This is a genomic window from Bradyrhizobium centrosematis, assembly GCF_045571495.1.
Taxonomy (GTDB): Bacteria; Pseudomonadota; Alphaproteobacteria; order Rhizobiales; family Xanthobacteraceae; genus Bradyrhizobium; species Bradyrhizobium centrosematis.
This window is the reverse complement of record NZ_CP120703.1, coordinates 612,952-629,371: the sequence shown is the minus strand read 5'-3', so window position 1 is coordinate 629,371 and position 16,420 is coordinate 612,952. Positions and strand designations below refer to the sequence as shown.

The window sequence follows — 16,420 nt, the reverse complement described above, 5'->3', positions numbered from 1 at the left end:
CAGACTCCTAAAGAGAGTTCGCATGTCTCCTGATCTTCTCAAGCTCATCTTCGGCCGGCTCGGCCTCGAATCGCTGCCGCTGCACGAGCCGATCGTCGTCGGCACCTTCGTGGTGGTCGCGCTCGGCGGCGCGGCGCTGCTCGGCGGCCTCACCTATTTCCGCCTCTGGGGCTATCTCTGGCGCGAATGGTTCACCACGGTGGACCACAAGCGCATCGGCATCATGTACATGATCCTCGGCATCGTGATGCTGCTGCGCGGCTTTGCCGACGCGCTGATGATGCGCGGCCAGCAGATGCTCGCGTTTGGCGGCTCCGAAGGCTATCTCAACGCCCATCACTACGACCAGGTCTTCACCGCCCACGGCGTGATCATGATCTTCTTCGTGGCGATGCCGCTGGTCACAGGCCTGATGAACTATGTCGTCCCGCTGCAGATCGGCGCGCGCGACGTCTCGTTCCCGTTCCTGAACAATTTCAGCTTCTGGATGACGGTCGGCGGCGCGGTGCTGGTGATGGCCTCGCTGTTCATCGGCGAATTCGCCCGCACCGGCTGGCTGGCTTATCCGCCGCTGTCGAACATCGGCTACAGTCCCGACGTCGGCGTCGACTACTACATCTGGGCGCTGCAGGTCGCCGGCGTCGGAACGACCTTGTCCGGCATCAATCTGATCTGCACCATCGTCAAGCTGCGCTGCCCCGGCATGACCATGATGAAGATGCCGGTGTTCACCTGGACCTCGCTCTGCACCAACGTCCTGATCGTCGCCTCCTTCCCGGTTCTGACCGTCGTGCTCGCGCTGCTGTCGCTCGACCGCTACGTCGGCACCAACTTCTTCACGAACGATTTCGGCGGCAGCCCGATGATGTACGTGAACCTGATCTGGATCTGGGGCCACCCCGAGGTCTACATCCTGGTTCTCCCAGCCTTCGGCATCTTCTCCGAGGTCACCTCGACCTTCTCGGGCAAGCGGCTGTTCGGCTACACCTCGATGGTCTACGCCACGGTCGTCATCACCATCCTGTCCTACCTGGTGTGGCTGCACCATTTCTTCACGATGGGCTCTGGCGCCAGCGTCAACTCGTTCTTCGGCATCACCACGATGATCATCTCGATCCCGACGGGCGCGAAGATGTTCAACTGGCTGTTCACGATGTATCGCGGCCGTATCCGCTACGAGCTGCCGATGATGTGGACGATCGCCTTCATGCTGACCTTCGTGATCGGCGGCATGACCGGCGTGCTGCTCGCGGTGCCGCCGGCCGACTTCGTCCTGCACAACAGCCTGTTCCTGATCGCGCACTTCCACAACGTGATCATCGGCGGCGTGGTGTTCGGCGCGTTCGCCGGCATCAACTACTGGTTCCCCAAGGCGTTCGGCTTCAAGCTCGATCCGTTCTGGGGCAAGATGTCGTTCTGGTTCTGGGTCACCGGCTTTTACCTGGCCTTCATGCCGCTCTACGTGCTCGGCCTGATGGGCGTGACCCGCCGCCTGCGCGTGTTCGACGATCCGTCCCTGCAGATCTGGTTCGTCATCGCCGCGATCGGCGCCGTGTTCGTCTTCATCGGCATCCTCTCGATGCTGATGCAGTTCGCGGTCAGCCTGCTCAAGCGCGAGCAGCTCAAGGACGTCACCGGCGATCCCTGGGATGCGCGCACGCTGGAATGGGCGACCTCCTCGCCGCCGCCGGACTACAACTTCGCCTTCACCCCCGTCGTTCACGACAATGACGCGTGGTGGGACATGAAGAAGCGCGGCTACCAGCGTCCTCTCACCGGCTTCAAGCCGATCCACATGCCCAGCAGCACCGGCACCGGCATCATTCTCGCCGGCTTCGCCACCGCGATGGGTTTCGGCCTGATCTGGTACATGTGGTGGCTGGCGGCCGTGAGCTTCATCGCGATGCTCGCCGTCGGCATCGGCCACACCTTCAACTATCACCGCGACTTCGACATCCCGGCTGAAGACGTCATCCGGACCGAGGACGCGCGCACCAAACTGCTCGCCGGAGCCAAGTAAATGACTGTCGCTGTCAATCCTGCGCAGACCGGCGAGCCGGTCTTCTATCTCGCCGACGAGCACCCGCATCCGGAAGGCTACAGCACCTCGCTCGGCTTCTGGATCTACCTGATGAGCGACTGTCTCATCTTCGCGATCCTGTTCGCCACCTTCGGCGTCCTCGGCGGCAACTACGCCGCCGGCCCCGCGCCGAAGGACCTGTTCGACCTCGACCTGGTCGCGGTGAACACGTCCATGCTGCTGCTGTCGTCGATCACCTACGGCTTTGCCATGCTGACGATGCAGCAGAACAAGATCGCCCAGACGCAACTCTGGCTGGCGATCACCGGCCTGTTCGGTCTTGCCTTCATCGGCATCGAGCTCACCGAGTTCGCCCACATGATCCACGAGGGCGCTACCCCTCAACGCAGCGCCTTCCTGTCCGCCTTCTTCACCCTGGTCGGGACTCACGGCCTGCACGTCTCCTGCGGCCTGATCTGGCTGGTGACGCTGATGGTGCAGGTCGGCAAGTTCGGCCTGATCGAGGCCAACCGCCGCCGCTTGATGTGCCTGTCGATGTTCTGGCACTTCCTCGACGTGGTCTGGATCGGCGTCTTCACCTTCGTCTATCTCCTGGGAGTTCTGCGATGAGCACCGATACCCATGCCGCCCACGCGGACGACCATCACCACGAGGGCGGCCACGCCCACGGCACGTTCTCGAGCTACATGCTCGGCTTCGTGCTCTCGGTCGTGCTGACCGCGATCCCGTTCTGGCTGGTGATGAGCGGCACGCTGCCGAGCAAACAGATCACCGCGCTGGTCATCATGGCCTTCGCGGTGGTGCAGATCGTCGTGCACATGATCTACTTCCTGCACATGAACACGACGTCCGAGAACGGCTGGAGCATGATGGCGCTGATCTTCACCATCGTCATGGTGGTGATCGCGCTGTCGGGTTCGCTGTGGGTGATGAACCATCTCAACAGCAACATGATGCCCATGCACCAGATGAGCGGCATGAAGTGAGCCAGAGCCGGATCGTGACAGACAAGGAAGGGGCGCCGCGCGGCAGAGCTGTGCGGACCCCTGCCCTGTGGCTCACGGTCCTCTCGCTTCTCGCCTTCGTCGTTCTGATCGCGCTCGGAGTCTGGCAGATCGAGCGCCGCGCCTGGAAGCTGGCGCTGATCGAGCGCGTCGAGCAACGTGTCCACGCCCCGGCGCAGCCGATCCCGGTGCCCGCGTCATGGCCCGTCGTCTCCGCCGCCAATGACGAATACAGGCATGTCAGCGTCACCGGCCGCTTCCTGCACGACCGCGAGACGCTGGTTCAGGCGGTCACCGAGGAAGGCCCGGGCTATTGGGTGCTGACGCCGCTTGCGCGCGGTGACGGCACGCTGGTTCTGATCAACCGCGGCTTCGTGCCGTCGGAGCGGCGCGACGCTTCGACGCGCCAAAGCGGCAATCCTGACGGTGAGGTCGAGGTCACCGGCCTGCTGCGCATCACGGAGCCGAAGGGCGGATTCCTGCGAAGCAACGTGCCCCAGCACAACCGCTGGTACTCGCGGGACGTCGCCGCGATTGCAGCGGCCCGCGGTCTTCACGACGTCGCGCCGTTCTTCGTCGATGCTGACGCCGGATCACAAATTGCGGGCGGGCCGATCGCCGGATTGACCGTGATCCGCTTTCCCAATAACCACCTGATCTACGCGCTGACGTGGTTTGCCCTGGCCTTGATGCTGGCCGGCAGGCTTTTCGTCACATTTGGCGGCGGGCTGTTCCGCCGCAGGCGCTTCGTCCATGAACCGGCCGGCGGCCCAGATGCCGCCGCGCGCAGGACGGGATCAGATGCTGGAACGATCGTCGAGCCGACCTGACGAGGGGAAGACGCTTTCCCAAACACTTGCTCATGGCGGGCTGACCGTCACGCTGCAATCGCAGGCGGACGCGCGCAGCGAGCTGATTGGTGCGGCGCCGACCGACGACGAGACCAACCGCAAGAACATGGCGCTGCTGATCCAGCTGCGCTGGACCGCGGTGGTCGGCCAGATCGTGACCATCGGCGCCGTGCATTTCGGCCTCGGCATCCCCCTGCCGCTGGAGCGGATGGGCGCGGTGATCGGCGCGCTGGTGCTGCTCAACGTCTCCAGCCTGATCTGGGTGCGCCATCGCGCCGCGATCAGCAACAACGAGCTGCTGGTCGCCTTGATGCTGGACGTCGCTGCGCTGACCGCGCAGCTCTACCTCTCCGGCGGCGCCACCAATCCCTTCACGTCGCTGTTCCTGCTGCAGGTGACGCTGGGCGCGGTGCTGCTCGATGCCCGCTCGACCTGGTCACTGGTCGCGCTGACCTGCGCGAGTTTCGTCTGGCTGACCCTGGCGTACCGGCCGCTCGACCTGCCGCCGAACCCGATCAGCGAGACCTACAGCCTCACTGTGGCCGGCATGCTGTTGGGTTTCGTGCTCAACGCCGTCCTGCTGGTCGTGTTCGTCACCCGCATCAACAGGAATCTGCGCGAGCGCGACGCGCATCTGGCGGCGTTGCGCCAGCATGCCGCCGAGCAGGACCACATCGTGCGCATGGGCCTGCTCGCCTCCGGCGCGGCCCATGAGCTCGGCACGCCGCTCGCCTCGCTCTCGGTGATCCTCAGCGATTGGCGCCGCATGCCGGATCTTGCTGCCGATCAGGAGCTCGCAGAGGACCTCGCGGAGATGGAAACCTCGCTGCAACGCTGCAAGTCGATCGTCACGGGCATCCTGGTGTCGGCCGGCGAAGCGCGCGGCGAAGGCTCGTCGCCGACGACGGTGACGGCATTCGTGACCGCCCTGGTCGACGAGTGGCGCGACGCGCGCTCCGCGCGCACGCTCTACTTCGTCAATACGTTCGGTGCGGATGTTGCGATCGTCTCCGACATCGCGCTGAAGCAGGTCATCTTCAACGTGCTCGACAATGCCTATGAGGTCTCGCGCGATTGGGTCGAGCTCGTGGCCGAGCGGGAGGGCGACAACCTCGTGCTGTCGATCAGCGACCGCGGACCGGGCTTTGCGCCGGAGATGCTGGCGCAGCTCGGGAAGCCCTATCAATCGAGCAAGGGCCGCGCCGGCGGCGGGCTCGGGTTGTTCCTGGTGGTGAACGTGGTGCGCAAGCTGGGCGGCACCGTCACTGCGGAAAATCACAGAAAGCGCGGCGCCACGGTACGCCTCACGCTGCCGCTCGCAACACTGGCGATCGGAGGGAATTTTGACGCCTGACCGCTCGCTCATCGTTGTCGAGGACGACGCCGGCTTTGCACGCACGCTGAAGCGCTCGTTCGAGCGCCGCGGCTATGATGTCGTGCTGGCCGCCTCGATCGAGGAGGTGCGCAAGGTGCTGGAGGACCGCTCCTTCGGCCATGCGGTGGTCGATCTCAAGCTCGGCGGCGCCTCGGGCCTCGCCTGCGTCGAGCTGCTGCACGCGCATGATGAGGACATGCTGATCGTGGTGCTGACCGGCTTTGCCAGCATCTCGACCGCCGTGGAGGCTATCAAGTTAGGGGCCTGCCACTATCTGGCAAAACCCTCGAACACCGACGATATCGAAGCCGCCTTCACCAAAGCCGAGGGCAACGCCGAGGTCGCACTCGACGCACGGCCGACCTCCATCAAGACCCTGGAATGGGAGCGCATCCACCAAACCCTCATCGAGACCGAGTTCAACATCTCGGAGGCGGCACGGCGATTGGGCATGCACCGGCGCACGCTGGCAAGGAAGCTCGAGAAGCGACCGGTGAAGTAGGACGTCCGCAACTCTCGCCTCCGTCATTCCGGGGCGTGCGAACCCGGAATCCCTCGTCCAACAGAGACAGTCGACGAATGGATTCTCAGGTGCGGAATTGCGCACCGTAGCTCTCGCTTCGCGAGCCCCGGAATGACCGCTGTGGCACCTCAAACAAGAAGCCCGGCCAGAGGGCCGGGCTTTTGATCTCTTGCGATCGACGCCCGCCGCTTACGCGGCCTCGTCGGCGACGGTGGTGTCGTCGCCATCGGTGTCGTCGGTATCGCCCTCGGCATCGGCCTCGCCCTCGGCGGCTTCCGCCTTGGCATTGCGGCGCGGGCTCTTGGCGAGCTGGGCCTCGATCTCCTTGACCGCTTCGGTCTCGGTCGAGTGCTGCACCACCGCGATCTCGCGGGACAGACGGTCGAGCGCCGCTTCATAGAGCTGGCGTTCCGAGTAGGACTGCTCCGGCTGCGATTCCGAGCGATAGAGGTCGCGCACGACTTCCGCGATCGCGACGATGTCGCCCGAGTTGATCTTCGCTTCGTATTCCTGGGCGCGGCGCGACCACATGGTGCGCTTGACGCGGGCGCGGCCCTTGAGGGTCTCCAGCGCCTTCTTGACCAGCGCGGGCTCGGACAGCTTGCGCATGCCGACATTGGCGACCTTGGCGGTCGGCACGCGCAGCGTCATCTTGTCCTTGATGAAGTTGATGACGAACAGCTCGAGCTTCGCACCGGCGATCTCCTGCTCCTCGATGGCGAGGATCTGGCCGACGCCGTGGGCGGGATAGACCACGAACTCGTTGGCCTTGAAGCCCTGACGCTGGGTCACGACCTTCTTTTCCTCGACCTTCGGCGCAGCGGCGGGCTTCGCGGCCGGCTTGGCAGCGACGGGAGCCTTGGCGGGAGCAGCAGCAACGGGAGCCTTCGGCGCGGCGGGCTTGGCAGCGGGAGCCTTGGCAGCTGCAGGCTTGGCAGTCACAGGCTTGGCAGCAGGCTTAGCAGCGGTCGCTTTCGCGGCCGGTTTGGCAGTCTTGTTAGGCATTGCGCTTCTTTTGTTCTTCGAGGACTTTGCAGCCGGCGCCTTCGTCGCGGTCCGACCCTTGGATGCGCTACGGCTGGCCGCGGCGACTTTTTTGGCCTCCTTATGGGAAGCCCTCGCTGAAGTACTCTTTTTACGCGTTTTCTGTGACACAGCCTGCGCGCGGAAACTGCCACGCCCCTGTTCGACATTTGGTTTCACGGGAACCCAGAGGGGCCAACGGGGCTGACGGGGTTCGGCTTAATGTGCCCAATATAGCACATTTCCCGCAAAAATCAATGATTTAGGGGTTCTGAGGGCTGGTTTTCGGCGAAAGCGCCGCTATTAGGGTTAAGTTTGGGCCCGAATTAGTCACCTGAGCCGGGGTTCGGAGAGAAAAATTTCTCGAACTTACCCTCCATGCCGTCGAATTCCTTGGCGTCGGCGGGTGATTCTTTCTTCTGGGTGATGTTCGGCCAGCTCTTGGCATATTCGGCGTTGACGCCGAGCCACTTTTCCAGGCCCGGTTCCGTGTCCGGCTTGATGGCGTCGGCGGGGCATTCCGGCTCGCACACGCCGCAATCAATGCACTCATCGGGGTGGATGACGAGCATGTTGTCACCCTCATAGAAGCAGTCGACCGGGCAGACCTCGACGCAGTCGGTGTACTTGCACTTGATGCAGTTTTCAGTGACGACGTAAGTCATCCAACGCTCCGAAAAGCTCTTTTAAAAGTCGCGGCTTGCCTAGCGCGGATGGCCCGGCGCCGCAAGGTCGGGAAGGCCCGATCATGACGGCTTTGTGTGATTGATCGACCAAGAAATGAATTTGAAGCGCAATTAATTGCGCTTCGCTTCGTTCAGCTCGACGTAGAGAACGCGCGCCGAGGCGGCATCGCCGCGGCGCTCGCTGAAGCTTGTCACCTTCAACACTCGCACGGTGCGATCGAGCGCGACGGTGATGACGTCGCCGAGCTTGATCGCGTGGCCGGGCGACTTTTCCCGCTCACCGTTGACGCGGACGTGGCCGGTCTCGACGAGCTCGGCCGCGGAGGTGCGCGCCTTCACCACCCGCGCGTGCCATAGCCATTTGTCGAGGCGCTGCCGCTCGGTCGTGGGATTACTCCTTCCGCCCTGACAGCTGCTCCTTCAGCGCGGCGAGCTTGGCGAAGGGCGAATTCGGATCGGCGGGACGATCGCGCTCGCGCGGGCTCGCGCTTGAGGCGTACGGCCGCAGCGAGGGACCGCCCTGGCGATCGCGGCCCTTGTCGCGGTCGCGGCCACGGTTGTCGCGGCCTTTGTCACGATCGCCGCCGAACTTCTTGTTGTCGCGGTTGCGATCGCGATCCTTGTCGCGGTCCTTGCCCTGGAAGCTGCGATTGCGGTCGTCGCGGCGCTCGCCGCCCTCACCGCCGTCCCGGCCCCGGCGGAAGTCCTTGCCGCCATGGCGATGCCCGCCGTGACGATGCCGCTCACCGGGCTTGGCGCCGTCGGCCGCTTCGCCTTCTGCGGGCGCAGCGCCGGCTTGGGCACCGGCCTGCGGACGCTGGTTGTTGTGACGCGGGTGGCGATGGCGCTCGTGGCGCGGCTTGCGGTCCTCGTGACGGCCGCCCGGACGCCAGACCTCGATCAGCTCGGGCTCGGCGGGCGCGGGTGCGGCCTCAGGCGCGGCGGCGTCCGGTGACGCGGCAGCTTCCGTCGCGGCGGTCTCGGCCGGAGCGGCTTCGATCGGTGCCGCGGCCTCTTCGGCGGGCGGCGCGATGCCGGGAGCATCTTCCGGCGTGACGGGCGCCTCTGGCGACGCTTCGAGCACCGGCTCCTCGTGGGCGGGCTCGTCGTGCGGCTCCATGCCGGGCGCGTCTTCGACGCTGACGGCTTCAGCGGCAGCCTCAGCGGGCGCCGCTTGCTCCGGCAGGCCGGCCACGGCCTCCGCCGCCGTCTCGGTCGACGTGTCCGCGCTGCCCTCGGCGGGCGGCGTCTCGGCCGCGACCGTCTCGGCAGCGGGCACGGTGGGCTTCACCGGCAGCGGCGGACGCTTCTCCATGCGATAGCCGAGCGCGCGCAGCACCGAGGCGAAATCTTCGCCGGCAGATCCCGTGAGCGAGGTCATCGCCTGCGTCACGACAAAACTGCGGCCGTCGAAGGCGCCCGCCGGCTTTTCGCCGGACGCGGTCTCGCGCCAGGCCAGCGCCGGGCGGATCAGATCGGCAAGGCGCTCCAGGATGTCGACGCGCACGGCGCGCTCGCCGGCCTGCTTGTAGCCGAGCACGCGATAGGCATCGCGCGGCAGCGCCTTGTCGACCGGGAACGAGGTGCGCCCCGAGGAGGCCAGATGCTGCGCGCCCGAGAGCGAGGACAGATCGACATTGTCCTGCTTCAGCGCCCAGAGCAGCGCGGCGAGCGCGCGGGCGGCGGGCTTGAGCAGGCCGGGGAAATAGATGTGATAGGCGCCGAAGCGGACGCCGTATTTGCGCAAGGTCGCGCGCGAGGGCTGGTCGAGATCCTTCAGCTCATTGGCGATCTTGGGACGCTCGAGCACGCCGAGCGCCTCGACCAGCTGATAGGCGATGCCGCGGGCAATGCCGGTGACGTCCTCGGCCTTGGACAGCTCGAACATCGGCCCGAGCAGCTTCTCGATATGGGTCTTGAGCCAGAGCTCGAGCCGGGCCTGCACCTTCTCGCGGGGGCCGCCGGTCAGGCGCTCGTCGGAGATGATGCGGATGCGCGGATGCAGCGCGTCGTCTGCGGCAGACAGCCGCGCCACGGCATCGCCGGTCCAGCGGATGATGCCCTCGGAGGTCAGCACGAACTGATCGTCCGGCGCGTTGCCCAGCTTTTCGGCGCGCGTGTTGATCTCGCCGGCGAGCACCGCTTGCGCTGCAGCCTGCAAGGCTTTCGCATCCGAGCCGGCTTCCGCCGCGTCCGGTGCAAAGGTGAAGCCGTCGAGGCGGCCGATGACATGGCCTTCGACGATGACTTCGCCGGTCTTGCCGATTTCAGTATTCAAGCTCGTGTTCTCCCGCAGGCGGCGCATCAATACACTGGTCCGGCGATCAACGAAACGCTCAGTCAAGCGTTCATGGAGCGCATCCGATAATTTATTTTCGACCTCCCGCGTGATCCCCTGCCAGCGATCGGGGTCTTTCAGCCAGTCCGGGCGGTTGGCGACGAAGGTCCAGGTGCGGATCTGCGCGATCCGGGCCGACAGCGTGTCGATGTCGCCGTCGATGCGGTCGGCCTGGGTGACCTGGGCTTCGAACCAGGCATCGGGAATGCATCCCTTGCGCATCAGGAAGCCGTACAGCGTCGTCACCAGCTCGGCATGGGCGGCGGGCGACAGTTTTCGATAATCCGGGACCTGGCAGGCCTCCCACAGCCGTTCCACTGCCTGCTTGCCGTGCGCGATATCGCGCACCTCGCCGTCGCGGGCGGCATGATCGAGCACGCGCATGTCCTCGGCGATCGGCGCGCGCGTCAGCGCCTCATGGCCGGGCGCGAGGTTGAGCGACACCTGCAGCGCACCGAGCGAGGAGAAATCCAGCTTCGCGTTGCGCCATTGCAGCATCTTCACGGCATCGAAGGTGTGGTTCTGCAGCGCGTTGACGAGCTCGGGCTCGAACGGCGCGCAGCGGCCCGTGGTGCCGAAGGTGCCGTTGCGCGTGGCGCGGCCGGCGCGGCCTGCGATCTGCGCGAATTCGGACGGCGTCAGCCGGCGGAACTGGTAGCCGTCGAACTTACGGTCGGAGGCGAAGGCGACGTGATCGACGTCGAGATTGAGGCCCATGCCGACGGCGTCGGTGGCGACGAGATAATCGACGTCGCCGTTCTGGAACATCGCCACCTGCGCATTGCGCGTGCGGGGCGAGAGCGAGCCCAGCACCACGGCGGCGCCGCCATGCTGGCGTCGGATCAGCTCGGCGATGGCGTAGACTTCATCGGCCGAGAACGCGACGATGGCGGTGCGGCGCGGCTGGCGCGTGATCTTGCGGTCGCCGGCAAATTCGAGCTGCGACAGGCGCGGCCGCGTGATCATGGAGACGCCCGGCAACAGCCGCTCGATGATCGGCCGCATCGTGGCGGCCCCGAGCAGCAGCGTCTCGTCGCGGCCGCGGCGGTTGAGAATGCGATCGGTGAAGACGTGGCCGCGCTCGAGATCGCTGGCGATCTGGACCTCGTCGACGGCGAGGAAGGAGAGGTCGAGGTCGCGCGGCATCGCCTCGACGGTCGAGACCCAATAGCGCGGATTTTTCGGCTTGATCTTCTCCTCGCCGGTGACGAGCGCGACCGCCTCGCTGCCGACCCGGCCAGCGATCTTGTTGTAGACCTCGCGCGCCAATAGGCGCAGCGGCAGGCCGATCATCCCCGACGGATGCGCCAGCATCCGCTCGATGGCGAGATGAGTCTTGCCGGTGTTGGTCGGCCCGAGCACCGCGGTGACGCCCGCGCCAGGCACTCGATCGTGAAGGGCGCGCTCGGAGGCGAAGGGGGAGGAAGAAAAAGCCATGTCTGGGGGATTAGGTAGTGCCGATTTAGGCGAATGTCAGTGCCGGATTGCGGCGGGACCTGCTCCTCATGCTGAGGAGCGCGTCAGCGCGTCTCGAAGGATGAAGGCCCGGCTGGCGCCATTGAGCCAAGCCCCTCGTCCTTCGAGACGGCCGCTTGCGCGGCCTCCTCAGGGTGAGGGGCACACCGGGCGTGTGGACATCCGCTCGCCAAATCCCGCGCAACTGTCTCACTTTGCGACGCTTTTCCCTCTGCCTTTAAGCTTCGGAACGACTCTAGAACGAATCGCGGCCGAATCGCTGACTCGCCGCGGAGTCCCGTTACGTTCACGCAACATCTCGCGGGAGGCTTGCGGGCTGCAACTAGATGGAGTTTTCGGCCGCCGTACAAGTGACGTTTCGATGGCGGAAAGGCTTAAGTTGGGGACGGCGCGGAGTCGAATCAGAATCGGGGAGGAGTCAAATGGATTCCTGGAACCGGCCGCCTCAATCTCATTTTCGCGAAAACAACCCCATGCACAGTAGGGATGTACTTGAAATTGCTGAATCTTTCTTACCCTCCCCTGGAGGGTCCGGGACGAGCGTAGCTCGCCCGTGGGTCGGCGGCCATCGCGCGTAAGCGAGATGGGCGACGGGGTGGGGTGATCTCTCCTCACGGGCAGTCTTCGTGTTGAGAGATCACCCCACCCCGCTCGCGCTGCGCGCGATCGACCCTCCCCCTCCAGGGGAGGGTAAACGCCGGCCGCCGCAGCCCCTACTGCGTCTTCGCCACCCGTGGCGGCTGGGCCGTGGTGATGAAGCTGGTGGCTTCCAGCATGGCCGGGCCGAGGGGCGTCGGCACTTTCAGCCAGAACGGGACCAGGATGCGGGTGCCGGCGACGGGCGCGAACGCGATCTCGATATTGCGCTGGGCGGCGAGGTATTTGATCACGGGGCGGTCGGGGATGTAGCCGGAGACGGGCACGAAATAGAGCGCGCAGACCACGACCGGGCCCTTGTACCCCTTCTCCGCCTTCACGGTCTCCATGCGCTTGAAATCGAGCTTCAGATCGTAGCGCATGCGGCCGTCGAACACGGCGGCCGAGCTGTGGCAGGCCTCAGGCGAGACGGGATCGCCGGTGCCGGGCACGCGCAGCAGCGAGGCCGTCATGGGGTCCCAGACGCCGCGGCGGTGCGCCTCGGTGACGACGATGCGGTCGGGATCGACCGGCGGCTCGGGGAGGATCGCAAAATCCTTCACATTGCCCTTGTCGAGCGTGATGCGGATCTCTTCGGTCTTCTTCGATGTGGTGGTGGAGGCCTGGTAGCCGGTCGCCACCAGCGCGCCGCCGACGACGCGCCCCTGGCTGGCCCCCGTGCCGGACCCGCCGGTGAACGATTTCAACAGGCCCGAGGTGCCGCCGGAGGCCGCGGCCGCGAACACGTCGTCCTGGATATCGATGTTCCAGGCGCCCTTGCCGACAGGAATGCCGGCGAGCGAGGCCTCATATTGCGCCTCGAGCTTGCCCTGCGCCGCCGCCGGCGCCGCGCCGAAGCCGAGCGCCAAGCCCAACGCCAAGCCCAGCATTCCGCCGCAAAACGCCGCCAGCGAGCCGGCCCAGAGCGGGCGGGCTGCGCGCGATTCTGGCGCAGGAGGAGGCATTATGGGCACGAAACAATCCAATCGGGGCGCGATGGCCGTTACTTAAGCCAAAACCCGCGCCAAACAATGTGCCCCCGGCATCTCTGCCGGGAACTCCACCGGAGTCTTCGGCGGCGAATACGCCCTTTATGTGATGGTAAGGCGCGACAATCATTGCCGTTTTGGTGATCGGGAGGTAGCCGCGGGTGCGGTCACCTCTCCCGCTTGCGGGAGAGGTCGCGCCGCAGGCGCGGGTGAGGGCTCTCTCCTCTGGGGGACACGACTGCCCCTCTGCGGAGACACCCTCTCCCCCACCCTCCCCCGCACGCGGGGAAGGAGCGCACCGCCCGGGCGGCCACGAAACCCGCCCCAAAACCTTGACGTCCCGCCCCTTCCCCCCTATACGTCCGCCCGCTCCCTCAAGGACAGAGAATTTGCCCCTGTGGCGCCCCGGATGGCGGCCGCAACTCGTTTGGGGCTCGAACTGTAAGGATTTCTACCATGTCTCGCCGCTGCGAACTGACGGCCAAGGGCCCCCTCGTCGGCCACAAGGTCAGCCACTCCAACATCAAGACCAAGCGCCGCTTCCTGCCGAACCTGGTCAACGTGACCTTCATCTCGGAAGCCCTGGAGCGCAACGTGCGCCTGCGCGTCTCCACCAACGCGGTGAAGAGCGTCGACCACAATGGCGGCCTCGATGCCTTCCTGCTCAAGGCCAACGCCGACAACCTCTCCCCGCGCGCCCTCGAGCTGAAGCGCGCCATCCTGAAGAAGGTCGGCGATACCGCGCCGGCGAAGAAGGCGAGCTGAGATTTTTAGAAGTTAGGGCGGGGGCTAGGTTGCGTCGCGTGGCGTAAGCTTAGCCAGTAGCGTTCTGCGTTTGCGGCCGGATCGAAAGATCCGGCCGTTTTTGTTTTTGTGGAGACGTAGGCCAGTAGCTCACTAACGAAAGCTCACTTGCCCGCAAGGGTAGAACCTAGCATCCTGCGGTTGAGACCTCTCAGGTCTGGGGCGGTACCACCACCAAGTCACCAACCTCATAACATTCTGTCGTCTTCCAATGACTTTGCTCGCGGACGATGTCGACCTCGGAAAGACAATCAGCGCAGGCCTGATCATTAGCGAACTTGTCGTTCGGTCTCGACTGTCGAAAGTCCTAATCGTTTGTCCGAAAATTCTCGCTCAGCGATGGAAGGAAGGACTAGGCGAAGTTCAATACTCCTGGAATTCTCACTTTGGGAGAGACCCACTTAAGGCTGAACCGAAGAAGGTGGCGCAGTAATCACGACATACGCCGATTGCGATCGCTCTCGCAGATCGAGGGAGAAAGCAATATCGCGCGCTAACAAAGTGTGAGAATAGTCTCAATGAGAGTTTTGTTCGCTCCTGACTATCGAGCTGGCAATCCTTACCAGCAAATGCTCGCGGACGCTCTCCGTGATCATAGCATTCAAACTGAATTCCTTTCTGACTACCGCAGACTCCTCCCACTGTGGCGTGGCGTCAAAGACTTTGATTGCGACCTGCTGCATCTTCATTGGCCAGAGAAGTACTATCAGCGGCGCGGAGATGGCATCGATCTGCTTAGGAGGCTGCGCTATCCGACGGACCTCAGGCTAGCCTTGCGCCGATTGCCACTGGTGTTTACCGCACACGATCTTTTGCCGCACAATCGGGCTGGGGAGTCATTTTTACAGTCGAACTATCAATACACGCTTAATCGCGCAAAAGTCGTGTTTGCCCACTCATCCGCTGCCGCAGCTGCATTGTCGAAGACATATAGATTTGACGATCGCAAGTGCCGCGTAATTCCGCACGGTGATCTCGCGAAGTCGGGACTTCACCTGCCAAATAGGATCGTATCTCGCGACTTACTCGGTCTTCCTCAAGATGAGGCGATTTGTCTGATGTTTGGCCGAGTGGAGCCTTACAAAGGGATCGAAGAAGTAATTAGGTGGTGGGTCAAAAGAGAGAGCGTCACACTCGCGATAGTTGGTGAACCTATCTCACTTCAATATAGCAACCGAATTCGGGACCTCGCCCACGCTAGCAGTCGCGTAAGACTCTGTCTCGAATGGCAGTCCGGAGAACAGTTGCGGAATTGGCTCGCAGCCGTCGACTGCGCACTATTCAACTATTCTGCAATACTCACGTCAGGCGCTGCTAGCGAGGCGAGATCTTATGGCGTCCCTATCCTTTTGCCTCATCGGCTCTCAACGATTGATCTCATGGAGCCTCATCCCCGTGTGTTCCGTTTCAATACAATGGAGAGCGATTTCGATACCAGCCTTCATCAAGCATTGGCGGTCGGCCACAGTTATGAGGGTGCTCGTGAGTGGCGGGAGTTGACCTCCTGGCGCAAGGTGGCTCAGGCCACGTCGGAATGCTACCGTTCGTTGATGAATGCAGAGCGAGCGTCGCGAGCGGAATGATAGCAGATCCAATCGTCACCATTGGCATTCCTTGTTACAACGGCGCACGTTGGGTTCGGCAAGCCGTTGAAAGCGCTCTGACACAGACGCTTTCCGAAAAGGAGGTATTGGTCATAAACGATGGATCAACCGATGAGAGCTTGCAAATACTGGAAAGCTTTAGAGGCGAGATCCGCCTTATCTCCACACCGAACCGAGGAGTTAACGTTGCTCGCAATTCGATCATTGAGCTCGCCCGCGGTGCATGGATTCAATATTTGGATGCGGATGATTACTTGCTTCCTGAGAAGCTAACGTCTCAGCTGACCGAGCTTAACAGCTCGAAGAAGGTTGATGTTATCTACAGTCCTGTATTCCTGGAGTATTGGACTCCTTGCGGAGCCCTACCTTTGATCAAGTCAGTCATCGATTGCTCAATCGACGTCTACGCCCAATGGTTTGGTTGGCAACTGCCTCAAACTGGCGGCTCTCTCTGGAGCAAGGACTTTCTTGAAAAGTTGGGAGGATGGAACCCCGATCGCGATCTTATATGCGATGAACACGAACTTTATATGCGTGCACTCCAGGCCGAAGGCTCTTTTCAATTCGTCCCCATTGCCAATGCAGTGTACCGCATTTGGTCAGATCAGACCCGAGCGCACCGACAGCCCATTTCTCTTATTTCCAACAAGTCTCGCTTGATTCAAGAAATGCGAGCGTGGCTGCTTCAGAGGGACCGTTGGAGTGCCAGTCACCAGTCAATTGCAGGTCAAGCCTGCTTCGAAATGTGCCGGACGCTCGCCAGGTATGATCTTTCTGCTGCCATTCGATTGTTCAGACATTGCCAGAGCTTGAAATTAATTACGCTCTCCGGTCCGGCTGCCCCCGCAAGGTATCAAGGAGCGTACAAGATCTTGGGCTTTGTAGGAGCTGAACTCCTGGCCAAATGGTCAAGGCGTGTCGCACCCCCTGCTAGTCTCGGTAAGTGGACGACTTAGCTCCCTTGCAGCGCAAAAGAACCCCTTTGCTGCCGATATCACTCCCATATGCGATATCCCTATCCTCCATGAAAGCTAAGCCAGCATCGTCTCCTCGCCGTCGCGCGGTTCGGC

The 16,420-nt window shown here is 63.4% G+C and carries 14 protein-coding genes; 9 read left to right on the top strand and 5 right to left on the bottom strand.

Annotated elements, in window-relative coordinates; all coding sequences use genetic code 11:
• The first annotated feature begins 22 nt into the window (after positions 1–22).
• Genes cyoB through P6U31_RS02930 form a run of 6 tightly spaced genes read left to right on the top strand, consistent with a single transcriptional unit; the run spans position 23 to position 5,773 of the window.
• Positions 23–2,020, top strand: coding sequence for a cytochrome o ubiquinol oxidase subunit I (gene cyoB / locus P6U31_RS02955; protein ID WP_407186784.1), 1,998 nt, complete (start codon positions 23–25; stop codon positions 2,018–2,020).
• A complete protein-coding gene (gene cyoC / locus P6U31_RS02950; protein ID WP_407186783.1) occupies positions 2,021–2,650 on the top strand; it encodes a cytochrome o ubiquinol oxidase subunit III in 630 nt (209 codons plus the stop codon). It begins immediately after the preceding gene.
• Positions 2,647–3,027 carry a cytochrome o ubiquinol oxidase subunit IV gene (cyoD, locus tag P6U31_RS02945; protein ID WP_128923114.1) on the top strand — a complete coding sequence of 127 codons (381 nt, stop codon included), beginning with the start codon at positions 2,647–2,649 and terminating at the stop codon, positions 3,025–3,027. The genes cyoC and cyoD overlap by 4 nt, the downstream gene beginning before the upstream one ends.
• Positions 3,024–3,875: an SURF1 family protein gene (locus tag P6U31_RS02940; protein WP_407186782.1), complete on the top strand. Its 852-nt coding sequence runs from the start codon at positions 3,024–3,026 to the stop codon at positions 3,873–3,875. The genes cyoD and P6U31_RS02940 overlap by 4 nt, the downstream gene beginning before the upstream one ends.
• Complete coding sequence (locus P6U31_RS02935; RefSeq protein ID WP_407186781.1) at positions 3,847–5,250, top strand: ATP-binding protein; 1,404 nt, start codon at positions 3,847–3,849, stop codon at positions 5,248–5,250. Before P6U31_RS02940 ends, P6U31_RS02935 begins: the two co-directional genes overlap by 29 nt.
• Positions 5,240–5,773, top strand: coding sequence for a response regulator transcription factor (locus P6U31_RS02930; RefSeq protein WP_407186780.1), 534 nt, complete (start codon positions 5,240–5,242; stop codon positions 5,771–5,773). The genes P6U31_RS02935 and P6U31_RS02930 overlap by 11 nt, the downstream gene beginning before the upstream one ends.
• Before the next feature lie 210 nt (positions 5,774–5,983).
• On the opposite strand, the gene P6U31_RS02925 is transcribed toward P6U31_RS02930, so the two are convergent.
• From P6U31_RS02925 to P6U31_RS02905, 5 genes are all read right to left on the bottom strand, one after another.
• Positions 5,984–6,799: a CarD family transcriptional regulator gene (locus P6U31_RS02925; RefSeq protein WP_407186779.1), complete on the bottom strand. Its 816-nt coding sequence runs from the start codon at positions 6,797–6,799 to the stop codon at positions 5,984–5,986.
• 344 nt (positions 6,800–7,143) lie between these two features.
• The gene (gene fdxA / locus P6U31_RS02920) at positions 7,144–7,482 is read right to left on the bottom strand and encodes a ferredoxin FdxA (RefSeq protein ID WP_407186778.1); all 339 of its coding nucleotides are present in this window, start codon (positions 7,480–7,482) and stop codon (positions 7,144–7,146) included.
• Between the two features lie 132 nt (positions 7,483–7,614).
• Positions 7,615–7,845: a S4 domain-containing protein gene (locus tag P6U31_RS02915; RefSeq protein WP_407186777.1), complete on the bottom strand. Its 231-nt coding sequence runs from the start codon at positions 7,843–7,845 to the stop codon at positions 7,615–7,617.
• 49 nt (positions 7,846–7,894) lie between these two features.
• Positions 7,895–11,278 carry a helicase-related protein gene (locus P6U31_RS02910; RefSeq protein WP_407186776.1) on the bottom strand — a complete coding sequence of 1,128 codons (3,384 nt, stop codon included), beginning with the start codon at positions 11,276–11,278 and terminating at the stop codon, positions 7,895–7,897.
• A 752-nt stretch (positions 11,279–12,030) separates the two neighbouring features.
• Positions 12,031–12,843 (bottom strand): DUF3108 domain-containing protein, encoded by an 813-nt coding sequence (locus P6U31_RS02905; protein ID WP_407186775.1) that lies wholly within the window; start codon positions 12,841–12,843, stop codon positions 12,031–12,033.
• Between the two features lie 555 nt (positions 12,844–13,398).
• Here P6U31_RS02905 and rpmB point away from each other — a divergent pair.
• The 3 genes from rpmB to P6U31_RS02890 all read left to right on the top strand — a co-directional run bounded on the left by rpmB (position 13,399) and on the right by P6U31_RS02890 (position 16,306).
• Positions 13,399–13,707, top strand: a complete 309-nt coding sequence (gene rpmB, locus P6U31_RS02900) for a 50S ribosomal protein L28 (RefSeq protein ID WP_407186774.1) — start codon at positions 13,399–13,401, stop codon at positions 13,705–13,707.
• A gap of 557 nt (positions 13,708–14,264) precedes the next feature.
• Positions 14,265–15,329 (top strand): glycosyltransferase, encoded by a 1,065-nt coding sequence (locus P6U31_RS02895; RefSeq protein WP_407186773.1) that lies wholly within the window; start codon positions 14,265–14,267, stop codon positions 15,327–15,329.
• Positions 15,281–16,306: a glycosyltransferase family 2 protein gene (locus P6U31_RS02890; protein ID WP_407186772.1), complete on the top strand. Its 1,026-nt coding sequence runs from the start codon at positions 15,281–15,283 to the stop codon at positions 16,304–16,306. Before P6U31_RS02895 ends, P6U31_RS02890 begins: the two co-directional genes overlap by 49 nt.
• The last annotated feature ends 114 nt before the right edge of the window (positions 16,307–16,420 follow it).